The 18,644-nt window shown below is 52.3% G+C and carries 23 protein-coding genes; 17 read left to right on the top strand and 6 right to left on the bottom strand.

What is annotated here, in order from left to right; translation table 11 throughout:
- The 8 genes from FDX04_RS24270 to FDX04_RS00710 form a co-directional block, all read left to right on the top strand.
- Window positions 1-226: hypothetical protein (locus tag FDX04_RS24270; RefSeq protein WP_212734312.1), on the top strand; the 226-nt coding region annotated here is incomplete at its 5' end.
- On the top strand, window positions 156-1,010 hold the full coding sequence (locus FDX04_RS00740; protein ID WP_137360115.1) for a tagatose bisphosphate family class II aldolase: 855 nt from the start codon (window positions 156-158) through the stop codon (window positions 1,008-1,010). The genes FDX04_RS24270 and FDX04_RS00740, both read left to right, overlap by 71 nt.
- Window positions 1,011-1,135: 125 nt before the next feature.
- Window positions 1,136-2,407: a tagatose-bisphosphate aldolase subunit GatZ gene (gene gatZ / locus FDX04_RS00735; protein ID WP_137360116.1), complete on the top strand. Its 1,272-nt coding sequence runs from the start codon at window positions 1,136-1,138 to the stop codon at window positions 2,405-2,407.
- A 14-nt stretch (window positions 2,408-2,421) separates the two neighbouring features.
- Window positions 2,422-2,886 carry a PTS galactitol transporter subunit IIA gene (gene gatA, locus FDX04_RS00730; protein WP_047026360.1) on the top strand — a complete coding sequence of 155 codons (465 nt, stop codon included), beginning with the start codon at window positions 2,422-2,424 and terminating at the stop codon, window positions 2,884-2,886.
- Between the two features lie 29 nt (window positions 2,887-2,915).
- Window positions 2,916-3,200: a PTS galactitol transporter subunit IIB gene (gene gatB, locus FDX04_RS00725; protein ID WP_003828616.1), complete on the top strand. Its 285-nt coding sequence runs from the start codon at window positions 2,916-2,918 to the stop codon at window positions 3,198-3,200.
- 4 nt (window positions 3,201-3,204) lie between these two features.
- Window positions 3,205-4,578 (top strand): galactitol-specific PTS transporter subunit IIC, encoded by a 1,374-nt coding sequence (locus FDX04_RS00720; RefSeq protein WP_003828618.1) that lies wholly within the window; start codon window positions 3,205-3,207, stop codon window positions 4,576-4,578.
- 44 nt (window positions 4,579-4,622) lie between these two features.
- Window positions 4,623-5,666: a galactitol-1-phosphate 5-dehydrogenase gene (gene gatD / locus FDX04_RS00715; protein ID WP_137360117.1), complete on the top strand. Its 1,044-nt coding sequence runs from the start codon at window positions 4,623-4,625 to the stop codon at window positions 5,664-5,666.
- Window positions 5,667-5,777: 111 nt separating this feature from the next.
- Window positions 5,778-6,551, top strand: a complete 774-nt coding sequence (locus FDX04_RS00710) for a DeoR/GlpR family DNA-binding transcription regulator (RefSeq protein WP_128317287.1) — start codon at window positions 5,778-5,780, stop codon at window positions 6,549-6,551.
- On the opposite strand, the gene FDX04_RS00705 is transcribed toward FDX04_RS00710, so the two are convergent.
- The gene (locus tag FDX04_RS00705; RefSeq protein ID WP_137360118.1) at window positions 6,548-7,549 is read right to left on the bottom strand and encodes a Fic family protein; all 1,002 of its coding nucleotides are present in this window, start codon (window positions 7,547-7,549) and stop codon (window positions 6,548-6,550) included. The two genes, FDX04_RS00710 and FDX04_RS00705, sit on opposite strands and share 4 nt — an antisense overlap.
- Before the next feature lie 2 nt (window positions 7,550-7,551).
- Complete coding sequence (gene rsmI / locus FDX04_RS00700; RefSeq protein ID WP_137360119.1) at window positions 7,552-8,415, bottom strand: 16S rRNA (cytidine(1402)-2'-O)-methyltransferase; 864 nt, start codon at window positions 8,413-8,415, stop codon at window positions 7,552-7,554.
- Window positions 8,416-8,478: 63 nt separating this feature from the next.
- On the opposite strand from rsmI, the gene FDX04_RS00695 reads away from it, so the two are divergent.
- The 4 genes from FDX04_RS00695 to dolP are packed head-to-tail and all read left to right on the top strand — an operon-like array spanning window position 8,479 to window position 12,093.
- A complete protein-coding gene (locus FDX04_RS00695; RefSeq protein WP_137370333.1) occupies window positions 8,479-10,530 on the top strand; it encodes a penicillin-binding protein activator in 2,052 nt (683 codons plus the stop codon).
- Complete coding sequence (locus tag FDX04_RS00690; RefSeq protein WP_137360121.1) at window positions 10,488-10,883, top strand: YraN family protein; 396 nt, start codon at window positions 10,488-10,490, stop codon at window positions 10,881-10,883. Before FDX04_RS00695 ends, FDX04_RS00690 begins: the two co-directional genes overlap by 43 nt.
- A 34-nt stretch (window positions 10,884-10,917) precedes the next feature.
- Window positions 10,918-11,508, top strand: a complete 591-nt coding sequence (gene diaA, locus FDX04_RS00685; protein WP_003024948.1) for a DnaA initiator-associating protein DiaA — start codon at window positions 10,918-10,920, stop codon at window positions 11,506-11,508.
- Between the two features lie 9 nt (window positions 11,509-11,517).
- Window positions 11,518-12,093, top strand: a complete 576-nt coding sequence (gene dolP, locus FDX04_RS00680) for a division/outer membrane stress-associated lipid-binding lipoprotein (protein ID WP_003024954.1) — start codon at window positions 11,518-11,520, stop codon at window positions 12,091-12,093.
- A gap of 93 nt (window positions 12,094-12,186) precedes the next feature.
- Here dolP and FDX04_RS00675 read toward each other — a convergent pair whose 3' ends face one another.
- Window positions 12,187-12,822, bottom strand: a complete 636-nt coding sequence (locus tag FDX04_RS00675) for an NAD(P)H-binding protein (protein WP_137370332.1) — start codon at window positions 12,820-12,822, stop codon at window positions 12,187-12,189.
- A gap of 128 nt (window positions 12,823-12,950) precedes the next feature.
- Between FDX04_RS00675 and FDX04_RS00670 the strand changes: the two genes are divergently transcribed.
- Window positions 12,951-13,469, top strand: coding sequence for a type 1 glutamine amidotransferase domain-containing protein (locus FDX04_RS00670; RefSeq protein WP_038634164.1), 519 nt, complete (start codon window positions 12,951-12,953; stop codon window positions 13,467-13,469).
- Here FDX04_RS00670 and FDX04_RS00665 read toward each other — a convergent pair.
- A complete protein-coding gene (locus FDX04_RS00665) occupies window positions 13,449-13,892 on the bottom strand; it encodes a YhbP family protein (protein WP_137360124.1) in 444 nt (147 codons plus the stop codon). The genes FDX04_RS00670 and FDX04_RS00665 overlap by 21 nt on opposite strands.
- 43 nt (window positions 13,893-13,935) lie before the next feature.
- Between FDX04_RS00665 and FDX04_RS00660 the strand changes: the two genes are divergently transcribed.
- Complete coding sequence (locus FDX04_RS00660; RefSeq protein ID WP_305764120.1) at window positions 13,936-14,244, top strand: GIY-YIG nuclease family protein; 309 nt, start codon at window positions 13,936-13,938, stop codon at window positions 14,242-14,244.
- Here the strand turns inward: FDX04_RS00660 and FDX04_RS00655 are convergent.
- Both FDX04_RS00655 and FDX04_RS00650 read right to left on the bottom strand, forming a co-directional pair.
- Window positions 14,231-14,734 (bottom strand): GNAT family N-acetyltransferase, encoded by a 504-nt coding sequence (locus tag FDX04_RS00655; protein ID WP_003024966.1) that lies wholly within the window; start codon window positions 14,732-14,734, stop codon window positions 14,231-14,233. The genes FDX04_RS00660 and FDX04_RS00655 overlap by 14 nt on opposite strands.
- Entirely contained in the window at window positions 14,728-15,252 is a 525-nt protein-coding gene (locus tag FDX04_RS00650; protein WP_042311251.1) for an SCP2 domain-containing protein, read from the bottom strand. The genes FDX04_RS00655 and FDX04_RS00650 overlap by 7 nt, the downstream gene beginning before the upstream one ends.
- A 220-nt stretch (window positions 15,253-15,472) precedes the next feature.
- Here FDX04_RS00650 and FDX04_RS00645 point away from each other — a divergent pair, with 220 nt between their 5' ends.
- The 3 genes from FDX04_RS00645 to FDX04_RS00635 all read left to right on the top strand — a co-directional run bounded on the left by FDX04_RS00645 (window position 15,473) and on the right by FDX04_RS00635 (window position 18,550).
- Window positions 15,473-16,468, top strand: coding sequence for a peptidase U32 family protein (locus tag FDX04_RS00645; protein WP_006687898.1), 996 nt, complete (start codon window positions 15,473-15,475; stop codon window positions 16,466-16,468).
- Window positions 16,459-17,355 (top strand): U32 family peptidase, encoded by an 897-nt coding sequence (locus tag FDX04_RS00640; protein WP_137370330.1) that lies wholly within the window; start codon window positions 16,459-16,461, stop codon window positions 17,353-17,355. The genes FDX04_RS00645 and FDX04_RS00640 overlap by 10 nt, the downstream gene beginning before the upstream one ends.
- A gap of 187 nt (window positions 17,356-17,542) precedes the next feature.
- Window positions 17,543-18,550, top strand: a complete 1,008-nt coding sequence (locus FDX04_RS00635) for an LLM class flavin-dependent oxidoreductase (RefSeq protein WP_061382514.1) — start codon at window positions 17,543-17,545, stop codon at window positions 18,548-18,550.
- The last annotated feature ends 94 nt before the right edge of the window (window positions 18,551-18,644 follow it).

The following is an 18,644-nucleotide window of genomic DNA, read 5'->3' as shown; positions in this document are numbered from 1 at the left end:
TCCGGCTATGCCGGAGGATATTTATTTTCGCTATAACTTTCGCAACCCTCCCTTTTCTTTCGAAACTTTCATTTTTCAGATCGAAATCACAAAAAAACATTACGAAACCATATACTTTATTTCGAAGAAAGAAATCGAAAGACTTCGGAGGAAGTATGTTTATCATCTCAAGCAAAACAATGCTGAAGAAGGCGCAGCAAGAAGGTTATGCCGTACCAGCATTTAACATTCACAACCTGGAGACCTTACAGGTTGTTGTGGAAACAGCTGCCGAACTACGCTCTCCGTTGATCGTCGCCGGCACGCCTGGCACTTTTAGCTATGCCGGAGTTGGTAACATCGTTGCTATCGCTAGTGAACTGGCAAGAAGCTGGAATCACCCACTCGCCATCCATCTCGATCACCATGAAAGCGTCACTGATATTGAAGCGAAAGTCGCTACAGGTATTCGCTCCGTCATGATTGATGGTTCCCATCTGCCGTTTGCCTACAACATTGCGTTAGTTAAACAGGTGACGGATTACTGCCACCGCTATGACGTCAGCGTGGAAGCTGAACTGGGACGCCTGGGTGGGCAGGAAGATGACCTGATCGTAGACGGAAAAGACGCGCTTTATACCCACCCAGAACAGGCTCGCGAGTTCGTAAAAAAAACAGGTATCGACTCATTGGCGGTCGCAATTGGCACTGCTCATGGCCTATATAGCGCAGAACCAAAACTGGATTTTGAACGGCTTACAGAGATTCGTCAGTGCGTTGATATTCCGCTGGTTTTACATGGCGCATCTGGCCTACCTGCACATGATATTAAACGCGCTATCTCCTTAGGAATCTGTAAAGTCAACGTTGCTACCGAACTCAAAATCGCCTTTGCTGGCGCACTCAAAACCTACCTGAGTGCGCACGTTGATGCAAATGACCCACGCCATTACATGATGCCCGCAAAAGCCGCCATGAAAGAAGTTGTACGTAAAGTCATCGCTGACTGCGGCTGCGAAGGAAAGCTGTAATCGATTTGAATTGGACGGATTCTGACAAAGGACTGTTTTTAAAGCTGGATCACGAAAGATGCTTTTACCCTTTGCCTTAAATCCAAAAATATTATGAAGATAAACAAAAGATATCGGAGATAGAAGTGAAAGAAATAATCTCTCGTCATAAAGCAGGTGAACATTTAGGTATTTGTTCAGTTTGTTCAGCACATCCGCTGGTTATTGAATCCGCATTACGTTTTGATCTCGACACGGATAGTAAAGTTCTGATCGAAGCGACCTCCAATCAGGTTAATCAGTTTGGCGGCTATACAGGGATGAAACCCGCCGATTTCCGTGATTTTGTCTATAGCATCGCACAGGCGGTTGGTTTTCCTCGCGAAAGACTTATTCTGGGAGGCGATCACCTCGGCCCTAACTGCTGGCAAAATGAACCGGCGGCAGACGCGATGGAGAAATCCGTAGCCTTGATTAAAGCCTACGTTGCCGCAGGATTCAGCAAAATCCACCTCGATGCTTCAATGTCCTGTGCTGACGATCCCACGCCGCTGGACCCAATGGTTGTTGCTCAGCGAGCAGCGGTACTTTGCCAGGCCGCAGAGGCAACGGCAACCGAAGAACAGAAATGCCAACTGACTTATGTGATTGGTACAGAGGTTCCAGTTCCCGGTGGCGAAGCCAGTACCATCGGCACCGTTCATGTCACCCGCGAAGAAGATGCCGCCCGGACGCTGGAAACCCATCAAATTGCCTTTAGAGCATTAGGACTTGAAGAAGCGCTGACTCGCGTGATCGCTATTGTGGTCCAGCCCGGCGTCGAATTCGATCACACTCAGATCATTCATTATCAGCCGCAGGCTGCAGAAGCGCTTTCAGCATGGATTAAAGCCACACCAATGGTTTATGAAGCACATTCTACCGATTATCAAACCCGCCAGGCCTACCGCGCCCTGGTACGCGATCACTATGCAATTTTAAAAGTGGGTCCAGCGCTGACCTTCGCACTGCGTGAAGCCATTTTTGCTCTGGCGCAAATGGAAAATGAACTGGTTTCTCCGGAGCAGCGGAGCCGGGTAATGGAAGTCATTGACGAAGTTATGCTAAATGAACCGGACTACTGGAAAAAATACTATCGTCCAACCTGGAGCCAGGCAATGGTCGATATTCACTTCAGCCTCTCCGACCGTATTCGTTACTACTGGCCGCATCCCCGCATTCGTCAAAGTGTAGAGAAATTAATAACCAACCTTAATGACGTCGCTTTACCGCTGGGACTCATTAGCCAGTTTATGCCCGTGCAATTTGAGCGCCTGACTGAAGGGACGTTAACCGCCACACCACATAATCTGATTATCGACAAAATCCAGGACGTTCTGCGCGCCTATCGCTTTGGTTGTGCACCAGTAATCGCCTGAAATCTGGAGAATATATGAGCCAACTCTTTGTCCGAACAGGAATTAACTTTAACTCGTGTCAGCATGCGCTGACACATATTGGGGAGGAGATGCTGGCCAAAGGGGTCGTGCATGAAAGCTACCCGCAGGCTCTGATTGAGCGTGAAGCAACCTTTCCTACCGGAATAGCGCTGGAACGTCATGCCGTCGCGATTCCGCATTGTGAAGCTGTTCATGCTAAATCGCCTGCAATCTATCTGATTCGCCCGGATACACCGGTCAACTTTCAACAAGCGGATGATGACGAAGAGATAGCCGTCTCTTTAATTATCGCCCTGATTGTTGAGAACCCGACGGCGCAACTGAAGCTCCTGCGTCGTCTGTTTAGTGAGCTACAAAACCCGAACACCATTGAAGCATTGTTGAATGCGCCCGATGCAGAACTAGCAATGCTATTTCGGGAAACAATCCTTGAGTCTGAGCCTTGCGCACAGGCTTGATAACAGACTGATAATAAAAGGAATACCCTATGAAACGTAAAGTAATTGTGGCTTGTGGCGGTGCTGTAGCAACTTCAACAATGGCAGCAGAAGAAATTAAAGAACTCTGTGAAGCCAACAATATCCAACTCGACCTGGTACAGTGCCGGGTAACAGAAATCGAAACCTATATGGATGGCGCGGATCTTATTTGTACCACTGCCCGCGTTGACCGTACGTTTGGCGATATCCCGGTCGTTCACGGCATGCCTTTTGTCTCAGGTGTGGGTATCGAAGCGTTGCAGCAAAAAATACTGACTATCCTCGTGGGGTAACGCCATGTTTAGCGAAATAATGCGTTATATCCTCGACTTAGGTCCAACGGTTATGCTGCCGTTAGTGATCATCATCTTCTCCAAATTATTGGGAATGAAGCTCGGGGATTGTTTTAAATCCGGCCTACATATTGGTATTGGCTTTGTCGGTATCGGACTGGTCATTGGCCTGATGCTTGACTCTATCGGCCCTGCCGCAAAAGCGATGGCGGAACAGTTTCAAATCAACCTGCATGTGATCGACGTTGGCTGGCCGGGTTCATCACCAATGACCTGGGCTTCACAAATTGCATTAATTGCGATTCCTGTCGCCATTGGGGTGAATATCCTGATGCTGGTCACCCGCATGACCCGCGTAGTAAACGTCGATATCTGGAACATTTGGCATATGACGTTTACCGGCGCGATGTTACATCTGGCGACCGGTTCATACTGGTTGGGCATTCTGGGCGTGGTTGTTCATGCCGCCTTCGTCTACAAACTGGGCGACTGGTTTGCAAAGGACACGCGTGACTTTTTTGGCCTTGAAGGTATTGCCATTCCACACGGTTCATCAGCGTACCTCGGTCCAATTGCCGTCCTGGTTGATACTATTATTGAAAAAATCCCCGGCCTGAATCGTATTCATTTCAGCGCGGATGATGTGCAGAAACGCTTTGGCCCTTTCGGCGAACCCGTGACCGTCGGTTTCGTGATGGGTTTAGTGATCGGCATGCTGGCAGGATATGACGTCAAAGCCGTTCTACAACTGGCGGTGAAAACGGCTGCCGTTATGCTGCTGATGCCACGCGTTATTAAACCTATTATGGATGGCTTAACCCCCATTGCGAAACACGCCCGTAAACGCCTGCAGGCGAAATTTGGCGGACAGGAATTCTTAATTGGTCTGGATCCTGCGCTGCTGCTCGGCCATACATCGGTGGTTTCCGCCAGCCTGATCTTTATTCCGCTGACTATTCTGATTGCCGTCCTCGTACCAGGTAATCAGGTACTGCCATTCGGCGATCTCGCAACCATTGGTTTCTTTGTTGCCATGGCGGTAGCCGTTCATCAGGGGAACTTGTTCCGTACGTTGATCTCCGGCGTCATCATCATGGGTATCACCTTGTGGATAGCCACGCAAACTATTGGTCTACATACCCAGCTTGCTGCCAATGCAGGCGCACTGAAAGCCGGTGGCATGGTTGCATCGATGGATCAGGGCGGTTCCCCAATCACCTGGCTGTTGATTCAACTCTTCACCTGGCAGAACGTTGTGGGCTTCATCATCATCGCTGCGATTTACCTATTGGGTGTACTACTGACATGGCGTCGGGCACGTAATTTCGTGGCGGCTGAAAAAGCAGCAGCCATAACGGAAAGCCAGACCGCATCTTAATTTCTGGGGAGTATTTGCTCCCCTTCACATTTCTGGAGACATTTATGAAATCAGTGGTGATTCACGCTGAGGGCGACGTACGCATTGAAGAACGTCCTATTCCGCAACTGCAGGCTGATGAAGATGTACTGGTCAAGGTGGTTAGCTCAGGGCTTTGCGGCTCAGACATTCCCCGTATCTTTAATCATGGTGCTCACTATTATCCGATAACGCTGGGGCATGAGTTCAGCGGCTATGTTGAGTCCTACGGTGCAGCCGTTACCGACTTACAACCCGGCGATGCCGTTGCCTGCGTACCACTACTTCCCTGCTTCCATTGCCCTCAGTGCGAGCGTGGATATTTCTCATTGTGTAAGCAATATCAGTTTGTTGGTTCACGCAGCGAAGGTGGTAACGCAGAATATGTAGTGGTAAAACGCGCTAACTTATTCCGCCTGCCTTCAGATATGCCGATTGATGATGGCGCATTCATCGAACCCATTACCGTCGGCCTGCATGCATTTCACCTGGCGCAGGGATGCGAAGGCAAAAACGTCATTATCGTTGGGGCGGGTACGATCGGTTTACTGGCAATGCAATGCGCCCGTGAACTCGGCGCAAATAGTATTACAGCGATTGATATCAACCCGCAAAAGCTGGCATTAGCAAAAGAACTGGGGGCAACCCATGTGTTTAATAGTCGGGAGATGAGTGCAGCTGAGATCCACTCAGGTCTGAAGGATATTCAATTTGACCAACTCATACTGGAAACCGCGGGAACCCCACAAACCGTGGCTCTGTCGATTGAGATTGCAGGGCCTCGTGCTCAACTGGCGTTAGTCGGTACGTTGCATCACGATCTTGCGCTTTCTGCAGGTGTATTTGGACAAATATTGCGTAAAGAGTTAACCATTCTTGGCAGTTGGATGAATTATTCCAGCCCATGGCCTGGAGAAGAGTGGGAAACCGCTGCGCGCTTGCTAACGGAAAAACGCTTGCAGTTGGGGCCATTAATTGCCCACAGTGGCGATGCCGAAAGCTTTGCCAGCGCCGTCAAGTCACTCCATGGCGCACCGATGCAGGGAAAAATTCTACTTAAACTCTCCTGAATCCACGAGCCAGCAACCTGCGCTGGCTCACATTTACTTTCGAAATTTAGCGTTCACCTTTCGCAATCCTTCGATTAAACTAGTGATAGTCAAATTATCAGGCAAATCAATATGAACTCATTTGAGAGAAGGAATAAAATTGTCGACCTGATTAATACGCAAGGCAGCGTATTGGTAATGGATCTTTCGAATACCTTTGGTATATCTGAAGTCACCATTCGCGCCGACCTGCGGTTATTAGAAGAGAAAGGTCTGGTCACCCGTTTTCACGGCGGTGCGGCTAAACCAGGAAGCCATCTGGCTGAAGGCGACAATCAGGAAGTGGTATTAGAAGATCGGTATCAGCTTGCCAGCGATCCTAAAAAACGGATCGCCCAGGCTGCAACGGCAATGGTCGAGGAAGGAATGACCGTGATTCTGGATAGCGGAAGCACTACCTTACTGATCGCTGAGGCGCTAAACCGAAAAAGTAATATCACCGTTATTACCAACAGCCTGCCCGCTGCGTTTACATTATCGGAAAACAAAGACATTACGCTGGTCGTCTGTGGCGGTACAGTGCGCCACAAAACGCATTCGATGCATGGCACTATCGCTGAACGCTCTCTGCAAGGGATTAGCGCTGATCTGATGTTTGTGGGTGCTGACGGAATTGATGCTACGAATGGTATTACGACATTCAACGAGGGCTATTCGATTAGCAGCGTAATGGCAGCTGCGGCACACAAGGTCATTGCCGTATTGGATGCGACAAAGTTCAACCGACGAGGTTTTAATCAGGTACTGCCGATGGAGAAGATTAACTGCGTAATAACCGACGACAGCATCAGCAAACAAGATAAATCTGCGCTGACCAAAACAGGCGTCGAACTGCTGGTTGTTTAAACTACCCTCCACATCCCCCCTTTTGTCGCGCCAACGCGTTGCAGTTTGCCTTTTAGCTGCAACGCTTTCAGATAGCGCTCTACGGTGCGGGCTGAAATTTCACACTCATCAGCGATACTTTTGGCAGATCTGCCCGGCTGATTCGACAAGATTTGTAGAATACGTTTTTCTATATCCAGTAAATCAGACGACATTTCTTCCGACATTTCTTCCGACATTTCTTCCGACAGGGGTGATGGTTTCCCCAATCCCTCCTGCAAAGCAGAGATGATGTTTTCCAGGATAAACTCTATAAATGGCGTGCAGCTACTTTGCCGATCGCACTGCCCTAACACCTGGTAATAGCGGTCCTGTTGGTAGTGGATCAGTGTCTCTACGGGTAACCACGCCAATTCCGATCGCCACTCACGCAGGATTAATGTCTGCCACAGCCGCCCCATCCGTCCATTACCGTCGGCAAAAGGATGAATAAATTCAAATTCATAATGAAAAACAGCGCCAGCAATCAGCGGGTGAAGCTCTGTCGTTTTTAACCAGCCCAGTAAATCATTCATCAAACGTAAAACTTGTGAGGCTGGCGGAGCCATGTGAATAAGCTGCTTTTCCCTGTAAACACCAACATTTCCGGCACGTAACTGGCCCGGATTATCGACCAGACCGAGCATAAGGACTCGATGTGCTTGTAAAAGGTCGGATAATTGTTCGCTTTTCCATTCCGACATCTTTTCATAGGCCAGAATCGCATTTCTCACTTCCTGTATGTCTTTAGCAGGAGCCAGAATGCGTTTTCCTTCCATCAGTGCGGTGACTTGTTCCGTAGTCAATGAATTATGTTCAATCGCTAAAGAGGCCTGAATAGTGCGAATACGATTCTCTTTGCGCAAAAGAGGAGATGCCCTACCAGCCATCGCTGCCCAATGCCCCATCAACTCACCAATTTCAATGACTTGATTGAGTATCAATGGAGTGACGACGAAAGGTGGTTGGTAGGTGCTCACTCTTACTCCCCCTGCTGGTCCAGCGCGTACTTATACAGCGCATTCTTTTTCACGCCGTGAATTTCCGCCGCCAGCGCCGCCGCTTTCTTCAGCGGCAGCTCTTTTTGTAACAACGCCAGCGTACGTAGCACATCAGCCGGGAGGTCATCTTCCTGCGCTTTATGCCCTTCGACAATCAGCACCATTTCGCCCTTACGACGGTTTTCATCTTCCTTGACCCACGCCAGCAGTTCGCCGACCGGCGCGCCGTGAATGGTTTCCCAGGTTTTGGTCAGTTCGCGCGCCAGCACCACATAACGGGATTCTCCCCAGACGGCGACCATATCTTCCAGGCTATCCAGTAAACGGTGGGTGGATTCATAAAAAATAAGCGTACGCGGTTCTGCCTCAATGGCTTTCATCGCATCGCGGCGGCCTTTTGATTTCGCAGGCAGGAAGCCTTCGTAACAAAAACGGTCAGATGGCAGACCAGCAGCACTCAGCGCGGCAATCGCGGCGCATGGGCCGGGCAGCGGCACGACGCGAATCCCCGCTTCACGGCAGGTACGCACCAGGTGATAGCCAGGATCGTTGATCAGCGGCGTGCCCGCATCAGAAACCAGCGCGATGTTCTGGCCCTCTTTCAGCTTCGCCACCAGCGTCTCGGCTTTTTGTTGCTCATTGTGATCGTGTAAAGCAAACAAACGGGCGTTAATCGCGAAGTGTTGCAGCAATAAACCGGTGTGCCGCGTGTCTTCAGCCGCAATTAAATCAACGGCTTGTAAAACTTCGAGCGCTCGTTGGGTAATATCAGCCAAATTTCCGATAGGAGTAGGTACAATAAAGAGTTGGCCTTGAGAATTATCCGCCGATTCGTGTTGTTTCATTGTGTCGTCCGTATTGCCGATTTAATATTGAGCATTGCGTAAAAAAATATCACTGGATACAGTATGGTACCCTCAACATTTTCTCGTTTGAAAGCCGCGCGCGCGCTACCAGTCATTCTGGCAGCATTGATTTTCGCAGGCTGTGGCACCCAGGCGCCAGACCAGAGTGCAGCCCATATGCAGGGCACTGCGCAGGCTGATTCCGGCTTTTATCTGCAACAGATGCAGCAAAGCTCAGATGATAGCAAGACCAACTGGCAATTACTCGCCATTCGTGCACTGCTGAAAGAAGGCAAGAGCCAGCAGGCTATCGAATTGTTCAACCAGTTACCGCAGAAGCTAAACGATGCCCAGCGTCGTGAGCAGTCACTGCTGGCCGTCGAGATCAAGCTCGCGCAGAAAGATGTCGCGGGAGCACAGGCCCTACTGGATAAACTCACGCCCGCCGATTTCGACCCAAACCAGCAGGCGCGTTACTGGCAGGCGCAAATCGACGTCAACCAGGGTCGCCCGTCACTGACTCTGCTGCGCGCTCTGATCGCACAGGAACCACTGCTGGCCGCGAACGCTAAGCAGAAAAACATCGATGCAACCTGGCAAGCGCTGTCGTCCATGACCCAGGAACAAGCGCAGACGCTGGTCATCAATGCTGATGAAAACGTACTGCAAGGCTGGCTGGACCTCCAGCGCGTCTGGTTCGATAACCGTAACGACCCGGACATGATGAAAGCCGGTATTGCCGACTGGCAAAAACGTTACCCACAAAACCCGGGGGCAAAACTGCTGCCAACGCAGTTGGTTAACGTGCAGAGCTTTAAGCCAGCTTCCACCAGCAAAATTGCCCTGCTGCTGCCGCTGAACGGTCAGGCCGCTGTATTTGGTCGTACTATTCAGCAAGGCTTTGAAGCCGCGAAAAACATGGGCACTCAACCGGTAGCAGCTCCTGTTGCCGCCGCGCCTGCTGCGGATGCCTCTGCTGCTGCGACTACGGAACAACCGCAAACGACAGACGGTGTTGCCAGCCCTTCTCAGGCGTCAGTAAGCGATCTGACCAATGAGGAGCCTGCACAGCCAGAAACGACAGCCCCACAGCCAACAGCGCCTGCACAACCAACAACCGCCAGCGCGCCGGCAAATCCGTCCGCTGAGCTGAAAATCTACGACACCTCGTCGCAGCCGCTGAATCAGATCCTGACCCAGGTACAGCAGGATGGCGCCAGCATCGTGGTTGGCCCGCTGTTGAAGAATAATGTTGAAGAGCTGATGAAAAGCAACACGCCATTGAACGTCCTGGCGCTTAACCAGCCAGAGGCGGTGAAAAACCTGCCGAACGTCTGCTACTTTGCCCTGTCGCCAGAAGATGAAGCGCGCGATGCCGCACGCCACATCCATGATCAAGGCAAACAAACGCCGCTGCTGTTGCTCCCACGCAGTTCGTTAGGCGATCGCGTGGCTAATGCTTTTGCACAGGAATGGCAAAAACTGGGCGGCGGCGTAGTGCTGCAGCAGAAGTTCGGCTCCACGGCTGAGCTGAAAATGGGTGTCAACGGCGGCTCTGGCATTTCCCTGACGGGCAGCCCGGTAGCCTCTTCTGTACCTGCGCAGCCTGGCGTGACGATTGGCGGTCTGACGATTCCGGCAGCGCCTACAGATGCACAAATCACCGGCGGCAGTGGTCGTGTTGACGCCGTGTATATTCTGGCGACGCCGGAAGAAATCGCCTTTATTAAACCGATGATCGCCATGCGTAACGGCAGCCAGAGCGGAGCATCGCTGTATGCCAGCTCCCGTAGCGCTCAGGGAACCGCTGGCCCGGACTTCCGTCTGGAAATGGAAGGCTTGCAGTACAGCGAAATCCCAATGCTGGCAGGCGCTAACACGCCTCTCATGCAGCAGGCGCTTGGCGCGGTGCGTAACGACTACTCGCTGGCGCGTATGTACGCAATGGGTGTCGATGCCTGGTCGCTTGCCAACCACTTCTCGCAAATGCGTCAGGTGCAGGGCTTCGAAATTAACGGCAACACTGGCGCATTAACCGCAAATCAGGATTGTGTGATTAACAGGAAGTTATCATGGCTCAAATACCAGCAAGGACAGGTCGTCCCCGCCAGTTAACGAGTAAACAGACCGGTGACGCGTGGGAAGCTGTTGCGCGTGGCTGGCTGCACAGCAAGGGACTGCATTTCATCGCCGCCAACGTGCGTGAACGTGGCGGCGAAATCGACCTGATAATGCGTGAAGGCAACACCACCGTATTTGTTGAAGTTCGCTATCGGCGTTCAGCCCAGTTTGGCGGTGCGGCGGTGAGTGTGACCCGGAGCAAACAACACAAATTATTACAGACCGCCCGCTTGTGGCTTGCGCGCCACAATGGGAGTTTTGATACTGTGGATTGCCGGTTCGATGTGTTAGCCTTCACCGGAAATGATGTTGAGTGGTTTAAAGACGCGTTCAACGACCGCTCATAGTTGAAGATTCAGAGCCTGGTTCTTAAGGATTAGCGTGTTAGATAGAATTAAAGTCTGCTTTACAGAAAGCATTCAAACTCAGATAGCTGCGGCTGAAGCGCTCCCGGATGCGATCTCCCGTGCAGCCATGACGCTGGTTCAGTCCCTGCTCAATGGCAACAAAATTCTCTGTTGTGGTAATGGGACGTCCGCTGCCAACGCACAGCATTTTGCTGCCAGCATGATCAATCGTTTTGAAACGGAACGACCAAGTTTACCTGCTATTGCACTAAATACTGATAATGTGGTCTTAACTGCGATTGCCAACGATCGCCTGCACGACGAAGTTTATGCAAAACAAGTCCGTGCGCTGGGACATGCAGGTGATGTTCTGCTGGCAATCTCTACGCGTGGTAATAGCCGCGATATCGTAAAAGCTGTTGAAGCCGCAGTGACACGCGACATGACAATCGTCGCGCTGACCGGGTATGACGGAGGGGAGCTGGCCGGATTGCTGGGGCCGCAGGATGTTGAAATCCGCATTCCCTCACACCACAGTGCCCGCGTTCAGGAAATGCATATGCTGACGGTCAACTGCCTTTGCGATCTCATCGATAACACGCTTTTTCCTCACCAGGATGATTAAGGAGTACACATGAAGGCATTTTCGCCGCTTGCTGTGATTATCGCTGCACTGCTGCTGCAAGGCTGTGTAGCTGCCGCCGTGGTCGGAACCGCAGCCGTCGGGACTAAAGCCGCGACGGATCCGCGTAGTGTCGGCACTCAGGTAGATGACGGAACCCTGGAATTACGCGTCAATACGGCGTTGTCGAAAGATGCCCAGATCAAGAAAGAAGCGCGTATCAACGTTAGCGCCTATCAGGGCAAGGTTCTGCTGGTCGGTCAGTCACCGAATAGCGAACTGTCTGCGCGGGCAAAACAGATTGCAATGGGCGTAGAAGGTACCACTGAGGTCTTTAATGAGATCCGTCAGGGCCAGCCAATCGGTCTGGGCGATGCGTCCAACGATACCTGGATCACCACCAAAGTACGTTCCCAGTTGTTGACCAGCGATCAGGTGAAATCCTCTAACGTGAAAGTCACCACCGAGAACGGGGAAGTGTTCCTGCTGGGTCTGGTTACTGAACGTGAAGCGAAGGCGGCGGCAGATATCGCCAGCCGGGTAAGCGGCGTGAAACGCGTCACTACGGCCTTTACGTTTATTAAGTAATACCGATGCCGGATAGCGACGCATAAGCGTCTTATCCGGCCTACAGGACGTCATCGTTTGTAGGTCGGATAAGCGTCCACGCCACCCGGCATTTTATTTTGCCCTTTCGCGTAGCTCGGAAGAGGTCAGGATCGTAACGCCCTCATGTCCTGGCGCCAGCGCTTCTGCCAACATTGCCCGTGCAACATCACGCGCTTCAATCGACTTCCAGTTACCCGGTAGCAGCCTGAACAACGGCGCTAAAAACCGCTCATTCGTCCGCTGTTTATCCCGTTCCCCCAGTAGCATCGAAGGTCGGACAATCGTCAGACGCGGCCATTTCTGCGCGATTAACGCCTGCTCCATTTCCCCTTTCACCCGGTTATAAAAAAACGGTGAATTCGCATTCGCGCCCATCGAACTCACCACCAGCATATGCTGAGCACCTAACCGGCGTCCCGTCAGGGCGGTGTCCACCACCAGCGTATAGTCAGCGTGGATAAACGCCTCTTTCGAGCCGGCTTCACGTCGGGTGGTTCCCAGACAACAAAAAACGATATCGACCGGATCGGTGACTTGTGCCAGAGCATCGGTTAGCTGCGGATCATGGGGATTATAAACGCCAACCGTATCAGCCAGCGGTCGACGCGTCGGCGCCGTAATGGCGTTGACCCGGGGTTCATTAAGCAACATACGCAGCAAATTTCCGCCTACCAGCCCCGTTGCGCCTGTTATTAACACCTGACTCATCCTCGCTCCTTTACAGAATTGTCCGTCTTGCACTCTCAGCCTTAGCGACCAGACTTAATAGTCCGTGAGGTAATTATCCGTCAACATGGAAATTCTGCCTTATTCGCAACCAACTCAACGGAGGAAACATGAGCAAGAAGATTGCCGTTTTAATCACTGATGAGTTTGAAGATTCAGAATTTACATCACCAGCAGCAGAATTCCGCCAGGCCGGGCATGAAGTCATCACCATTGAAAAACAGGCAGGAAAAACGGTGAAGGGGAAAAAAGGTGAAGCCAGCGTCACCATCGACAAAGCAATCGAGGATGTGCGCCCTGCCGATTTTGACGCCCTGCTACTGCCAGGCGGTCACTCGCCGGACTACCTGCGCGGGGACGATCGTTTCGTGACCTTTACCCGGGATTTTGTTAACAGCGGCAAGCCGGTGTTTGCTATTTGCCATGGCCCACAGTTGCTGATCAGCGCGGATGTCATTCGTGGCCGTAAACTTACCGCCGTGAAACCTATCATCATTGACGTAAAAAACGCGGGCGCCGAATTTTACGATCAGGAAATGGTGAATGATAACGATCAGCTGATAACCAGCCGAACACCGGACGATCTTCCGGCGTTTAACCGTGAGGCATTACGTATTCTCGGGGCGTGAATCACGTAGCCAGAGCATCTTTTTACCAAAGCCCAGCGTGTTGTCGGTGAACTTGATTTCATCCAGACGAATCTCCCACACGGGTGCAGGCAACATTCTGGCCACGGGGAAGCGGCGATTATACGCTTTACGCGCAACGTCGCTCTCCTCTCCCTCAAGACGGCGGATTTCCCCTTTAAACTGTACCCCACGAATCAGGGCGACCGTTTTGGGCTGGCCGTTTACCGCGCCGGCAACGGGCGCGCGCGGGCCGGACATCTGAGCATGGCGCGTTTTCTCTTCGGTCAGCACATAGAATGCCATCTTCTGAGCATCAAACAGGTAAAACGCATTCGCGCACCACAATTCACCCTCATGATGTACACACCAGGTCACGACATGCTGCTTCGCCAGCCAGCGGGTCACCGCAGTCAGTGTTTCCATTTCTGTTCTCTTTTATACTGTAGGCCTGAAAATTATCACGTCGATGGTGACAATGACACCCTGGTATCTGTACCTGATCCGTACCGCGGACAACGCCTTATACACCGGAATAACCACCGATGTGGAGCGCCGATATAAGCAACATCAGAGCGGGAAAGGCGCGAAGGCGCTGCGTGGAAAGGGGGAACTCTCCCTGGCATTTGCGGCGCAGGTCGGCGACCGTTCGCTGGCTCTGCGCATCGAGTATCGCGTCAAACAGCTCACAAAGCGTCAGAAAGAGCGCCTTGTAGAAGGCGAAGGGCTTGAGGCTCTACTGAGCAGCCTGCGAGCCCCGGATGTTAAAAACGATTGAAGTGATCGTGGTATTCCACCAGGCCCGTCACGCCCTCCAGCGCATCGTCCGCCAGGCGATGAACCTGGAACGCGCTTTCGGTGCCCGGCCAGCGGCAACGCAGGTCATGATGCGCTGCCAGCTCAAAGCCAAAGCGGCTGTACAGTGCCGGATCGCCCAGCGTAACCACTGCGGCGTAGCCAAACTCGTTCAGGGAATCGAGTCCTTCATAGACCAGCTGACGCGCCAGCCCCTGCCCCCGGTAGTTTTCATCCACCGCAAGCGGCGCCATGCCGACCCATTGCAGATCTTCGCCCTGAACATCGACAGGACTAAACGCGACGTAACCCACTACCTGACCTTCGTCATCGGTCGCAACCAGACCCAGCGTTAAGAAACCATCTTCACGCAGGTCGTGCACTAATTTCGCTTCCGCATCGCTCTCAAATGAACGACGCAGCAACGCATCAATACCAGGGGCATCAATGGGAATCTCAACTCGAATCAGCATGGCTCACCTACCGAGGTCTGTTTGGTGTCTGGCGTTGTTTTCATTCCCGCCTCAACAAAGTCCGCCAACTGCATCAGCATGACGCGCAGCGCTTTAGGCATCTGATCCAGCTCGATGGCGTCCATCAGATTTTTTACATACAGCCCTAATTCTGTATCACCTTCAATTACCAGGCGACGCTGGAAGAAAAGCGTATCCGGATCCTGCTTACGTGCCGCAATCATCAGTAAGTCACTGGCGTCAGCGCTAAAACTCACATCCGCATCGGCATTTTGGCTGACGATAAGTTTATCGTTCTCAACAGAGGTATACCATTTGAGACCAATGTCACGTACATGGATGCTTAGCCAGCGGCCTTCGAGAAACTCCAGCTCTCCATCAGCCAGCGCCTGGCTAAACTGCCAGCTCAGAACCTGCTCCAAGACCTGGCGCTTCAGCGCAAAGGGCGTCAGTTTAACCGGTACACTCATCAGAGAAGGACCAAAATGTACTAAGCGTGAACGCAGTTTATCCAACACGAGCTTTACTCCCTGTTTCAATAGTCCTGCTATTTTGCCATATCAAATAAACGACATAGCGGCATAAATCAACAATTCGATGCGAAATTGTTACCTCTTTATTGCTGTCACCAATACGACTTTAACTGCCTCAAATCAAAAATTGTCTCAGCAAGGTTAACTAAAATCCCTCTTCGTTAACATTTCTGCGCCTTTCACGGCGCAACGTTCAGGATAAATTATGGAGCTGCTCTGCCCTGCCGGAAATCTCCCGGCGCTTAAGGCGGCCATCGAGAACGGCGCTGATGCTGTCTACATCGGGCTGAAAGATGATACCAACGCCCGTCATTTCGCCGGCCTTAATTTTACCGAGAAAAAATTGCAGGAAGCGGTGAGTTTTGTTCATCAACACCGCCGTAAGCTGCACATCGCGATTAACACCTTTGCGCATCCGGATGGTTATGCGCGCTGGCAGCGTGCCGTAGATATGGCGGCGCAACTGGGTGCGGATGCGCTGATCCTTGCCGATCTTGCCATGCTTGAGTATGCCGCAGAGCGCTATCCGCATATTGAGCGCCATGTCTCTGTTCAGGCATCTGCTACCAACGAAGAGGCGATTAATTTTTATCATCGCAACTTTGATGTCGCCCGCGTGGTGCTGCCGCGCGTGTTGTCTATTCATCAGGTGAAACAGCTCGCTCGCGTCACGCCAGTTCCACTCGAAGTGTTCGCCTTTGGTAGTTTGTGTATTATGGCGGAAGGCCGGTGTTATCTTTCATCCTACCTGACGGGCGAATCGCCTAACACGGTTGGCGCCTGCTCTCCCGCGCGTTTTGTTCGCTGGCAGCAGACCCAACAGGGCCTGGAATCCCGTCTGAATGAAGTGCTGATTGACCGCTATCAGGACGGAGAAAACGCCGGTTATCCGACGTTGTGTAAAGGCCGCTATCTGGTTGACGGCGAGCGCTATCATGCGCTGGAAGAACCCACCAGCCTGAACACACTGGAGCTGCTGCCGGAGCTGCTGGCGGCCAATATTGCCTCGGTAAAAATCGAGGGACGCCAGCGTAGCCCGGCCTACGTCAGCCAGGTGGCGAAAGTGTGGCGTCAGGCAATCGACCGCTGTATAGCCGACCCGCAAAACTACGCACCACAGGCGGCATGGATGGAAACGCTCGGTTCCATGTCCGAAGGCACGCAGACCACGCTTGGCGCGTATCACCGTAAATGGCAGTGAGAGAAGCAATGAAATATTCCTTAGGGCCGGTGCTGTGGTACTGGCCAAAAGAAACGCTGGAAGATTTTTATCAGCAGGCCGCCGCCAGCCAGGCCGATATTATCTATCTTGGCGAAGCGGTATGCAGTAAACGCCGTGCCACCAAAGTGGGCGACTGGATCGATATGGCGAAGTCGCTCGCTGGCAGCGGTAAACAGGTGGTGCTGTCAACGCTGGCGCTGGTGCAAGCCTCGTCTGAGCTGGGCGAATTAAAGCGCTACGTCGAAAACGGCGACTTCCTACTGGAAGCCAGCGATCTCGGCGTGGTAAACATGTGCGCCGAGCGTAAGCTGCCGTTTGTCGCCGGACACGCGCTCAACTGCTACAACGCGGTGACGCTGCGTTTACTGCTCAAACAAGGGATGGTGCGCTGGTGTATGCCGGTAGAATTATCTCGCGACTGGCTGATCAATCTGCTCAACCAGTGTGAAGAGTTGGCTATCCGCGATAAGTTTGAAGTAGAGGTATTGAGCTACGGCCATCTGCCGCTGGCGTACTCTGCCCGCTGCTTTACGGCGCGCTCCGAAGACCGACCAAAAGACGAATGTGAAACCTGCTGCATCAAATACCCGAACGGGCGAGATGTGCTGTCGCAGGAGAATCAGCAGGTCTTTGTTCTCAACGGGATCCAGACCATGAGCGGCTATGTTTATAACCTCGGCAACGAGCTGACATCCATGAAGGGTCTGGTGGATATTGTGCGTCTGTCCCCTTCTGGCACGGAAACATTCGATATGCTTGATGCCTTCCGCGCCAATGAAAATGGCACTGCCCCATTACCGCTCGCCGCTCATAGCGACTGCAACGGTTACTGGAAACGTCTGGCCGGGCTGGAGCTGCAATCCTGATAAAACCTCGCCGGATGGCGGCATAAATGCCTTATCCGGCCTACAAATAGCGATCCCGTAGGCCCGATAAGCGCAGCGCCATCGGGCATTGTTTTTGCCGTCAGTCTCATAAAGCTCACTTTGTTAACAACGTTAATCAAATTTTAATGCAGTATTAAATGATTAACCGGTAACAAAGTGAGCCGTTATGACTGACAAAACTATTCCGTTCTCGGTGCTGGATCTGGCACCGATCCCTGAAGGATCTTCGGCAAAAGAAGCCTTTACGCACTCGCTTGATCTCGCCCGGCTGGCTGAAAAGCGCGGCTATCACCGCTACTGGCTGGCAGAACATCACAACATGACTGGCATCGCCAGCGCCGCAACCTCAGTTCTGATTGGTTATCTGGCTGCCAATACCACCACGCTGCATCTGGGTTCTGGCGGCGTGATGCTGCCCAACCATTCGCCGCTGGTGATCGCCGAGCAGTTCGGTACCCTAAATACACTGTATCCGGGACGCATCGATCTCGGGCTTGGCCGCGCGCCGGGGAGCGATCAGCCAACGATGCGCGCGCTGCGCCGCCATATGAGTGGAGATATCGATAACTTCCCACGCGACGTGGCCGAACTGGTGGACTGGTTCGACGCCCGCGACCCGAACCCCCATGTACGCCCGGTGCCTGGATACGGCGAGCAGATCCCAGTCTGGTTATTAGGTTCCAGCTTGTATAGTGCACAGTTGGCGGCACAGCTTGGCCTGCCGTTTGCCTTCGCCTCGCACTTTGCTCCGGATATGCTGCATCAGGCGCTGCATCTGTATCGTAGCCAGTTCAAACCTTCGGCGCGGCTGGCAAAGCCGTATGCAATGGTATGCATCAACATCATTGCCGCCGACAGTAATCGCGATGCCGAATTTCTTTTCACCTCGATGCAGCAGGCGTTTATGAAACTGCGTCGTGGCGAAACCGGCCAGCTACCGCCGCCGGTAGAGAATATGCATCAACTGTGGTCCGCTTCTGAACAGTATGGCGTGCAGCAGGCGCTAAGCATGTCGCTGGTCGGTGATAAGGCGAAAGTGCGACACGGGCTGGAGGCTATCTTGCGTGAAACCCAGGCTGATGAAATTATGGTTAACGGCCAGATTTTTGATCACCAGGCGCGGCTACACTCATTTGATTTGGCGATGGATGTGAAGCAGGAATTGTTGGGGTAGTACAATTTGTGCCGGATGGTGGCTGCGCCTTATCCGGCCTACTCAATCTCTGTAGGCCCGGTAAGGTAGGGTATGAACCGGAAACATGGGTAAC

This window comes from Citrobacter sp. wls615, assembly GCF_005281355.1.
In the GTDB taxonomy this organism is placed as follows: Bacteria; Pseudomonadota; Gammaproteobacteria; order Enterobacterales; family Enterobacteriaceae; genus Citrobacter; species Citrobacter werkmanii.
This window is presented reverse-complemented; position numbering and strand designations above follow the sequence as displayed.

Bases quoted from the DNA above. Each gene is read 5' to 3' on its own strand.
- FDX04_RS00740 (WP_137360115.1), top strand. From the start codon at position 156: ATGTTTATCATCTCAAGCAAAACAATGCTGAAGAAGGCGCAGCAAGAA.
- gatA (WP_047026360.1), top strand. From the start codon at position 2,422: ATGAGCCAACTCTTTGTCCGAACAGGAATTAACTTTAACTCGTGTCAG.
- gatB (WP_003828616.1), top strand. From the start codon at position 2,916: ATGAAACGTAAAGTAATTGTGGCTTGTGGCGGTGCTGTAGCAACTTCA.
- FDX04_RS00720 (WP_003828618.1), top strand. From the start codon at position 3,205: ATGTTTAGCGAAATAATGCGTTATATCCTCGACTTAGGTCCAACGGTT.
- gatD (WP_137360117.1), top strand. From the start codon at position 4,623: ATGAAATCAGTGGTGATTCACGCTGAGGGCGACGTACGCATTGAAGAA.
- FDX04_RS00710 (WP_128317287.1), top strand. From the start codon at position 5,778: ATGAACTCATTTGAGAGAAGGAATAAAATTGTCGACCTGATTAATACG.
- rsmI (WP_137360119.1), bottom strand. From the start codon at position 8,415: ATGAAACAACACGAATCGGCGGATAATTCTCAAGGCCAACTCTTTATT.
- FDX04_RS00695 (WP_137370333.1), top strand. From the start codon at position 8,479: ATGGTACCCTCAACATTTTCTCGTTTGAAAGCCGCGCGCGCGCTACCA.
- FDX04_RS00690 (WP_137360121.1), top strand. From the start codon at position 10,488: ATGGCTCAAATACCAGCAAGGACAGGTCGTCCCCGCCAGTTAACGAGT.
- dolP (WP_003024954.1), top strand. From the start codon at position 11,518: ATGAAGGCATTTTCGCCGCTTGCTGTGATTATCGCTGCACTGCTGCTG.
- FDX04_RS00675 (WP_137370332.1), bottom strand. From the start codon at position 12,822: ATGAGTCAGGTGTTAATAACAGGCGCAACGGGGCTGGTAGGCGGAAAT.
- FDX04_RS00670 (WP_038634164.1), top strand. From the start codon at position 12,951: ATGAGCAAGAAGATTGCCGTTTTAATCACTGATGAGTTTGAAGATTCA.
- FDX04_RS00665 (WP_137360124.1), bottom strand. From the start codon at position 13,892: ATGGAAACACTGACTGCGGTGACCCGCTGGCTGGCGAAGCAGCATGTC.
- FDX04_RS00660 (WP_305764120.1), top strand. From the start codon at position 13,936: ATGGTGACAATGACACCCTGGTATCTGTACCTGATCCGTACCGCGGAC.
- FDX04_RS00655 (WP_003024966.1), bottom strand. From the start codon at position 14,734: ATGCTGATTCGAGTTGAGATTCCCATTGATGCCCCTGGTATTGATGCG.
- FDX04_RS00645 (WP_006687898.1), top strand. From the start codon at position 15,473: ATGGAGCTGCTCTGCCCTGCCGGAAATCTCCCGGCGCTTAAGGCGGCC.
- FDX04_RS00640 (WP_137370330.1), top strand. From the start codon at position 16,459: ATGGCAGTGAGAGAAGCAATGAAATATTCCTTAGGGCCGGTGCTGTGG.
- FDX04_RS00635 (WP_061382514.1), top strand. From the start codon at position 17,543: ATGACTGACAAAACTATTCCGTTCTCGGTGCTGGATCTGGCACCGATC.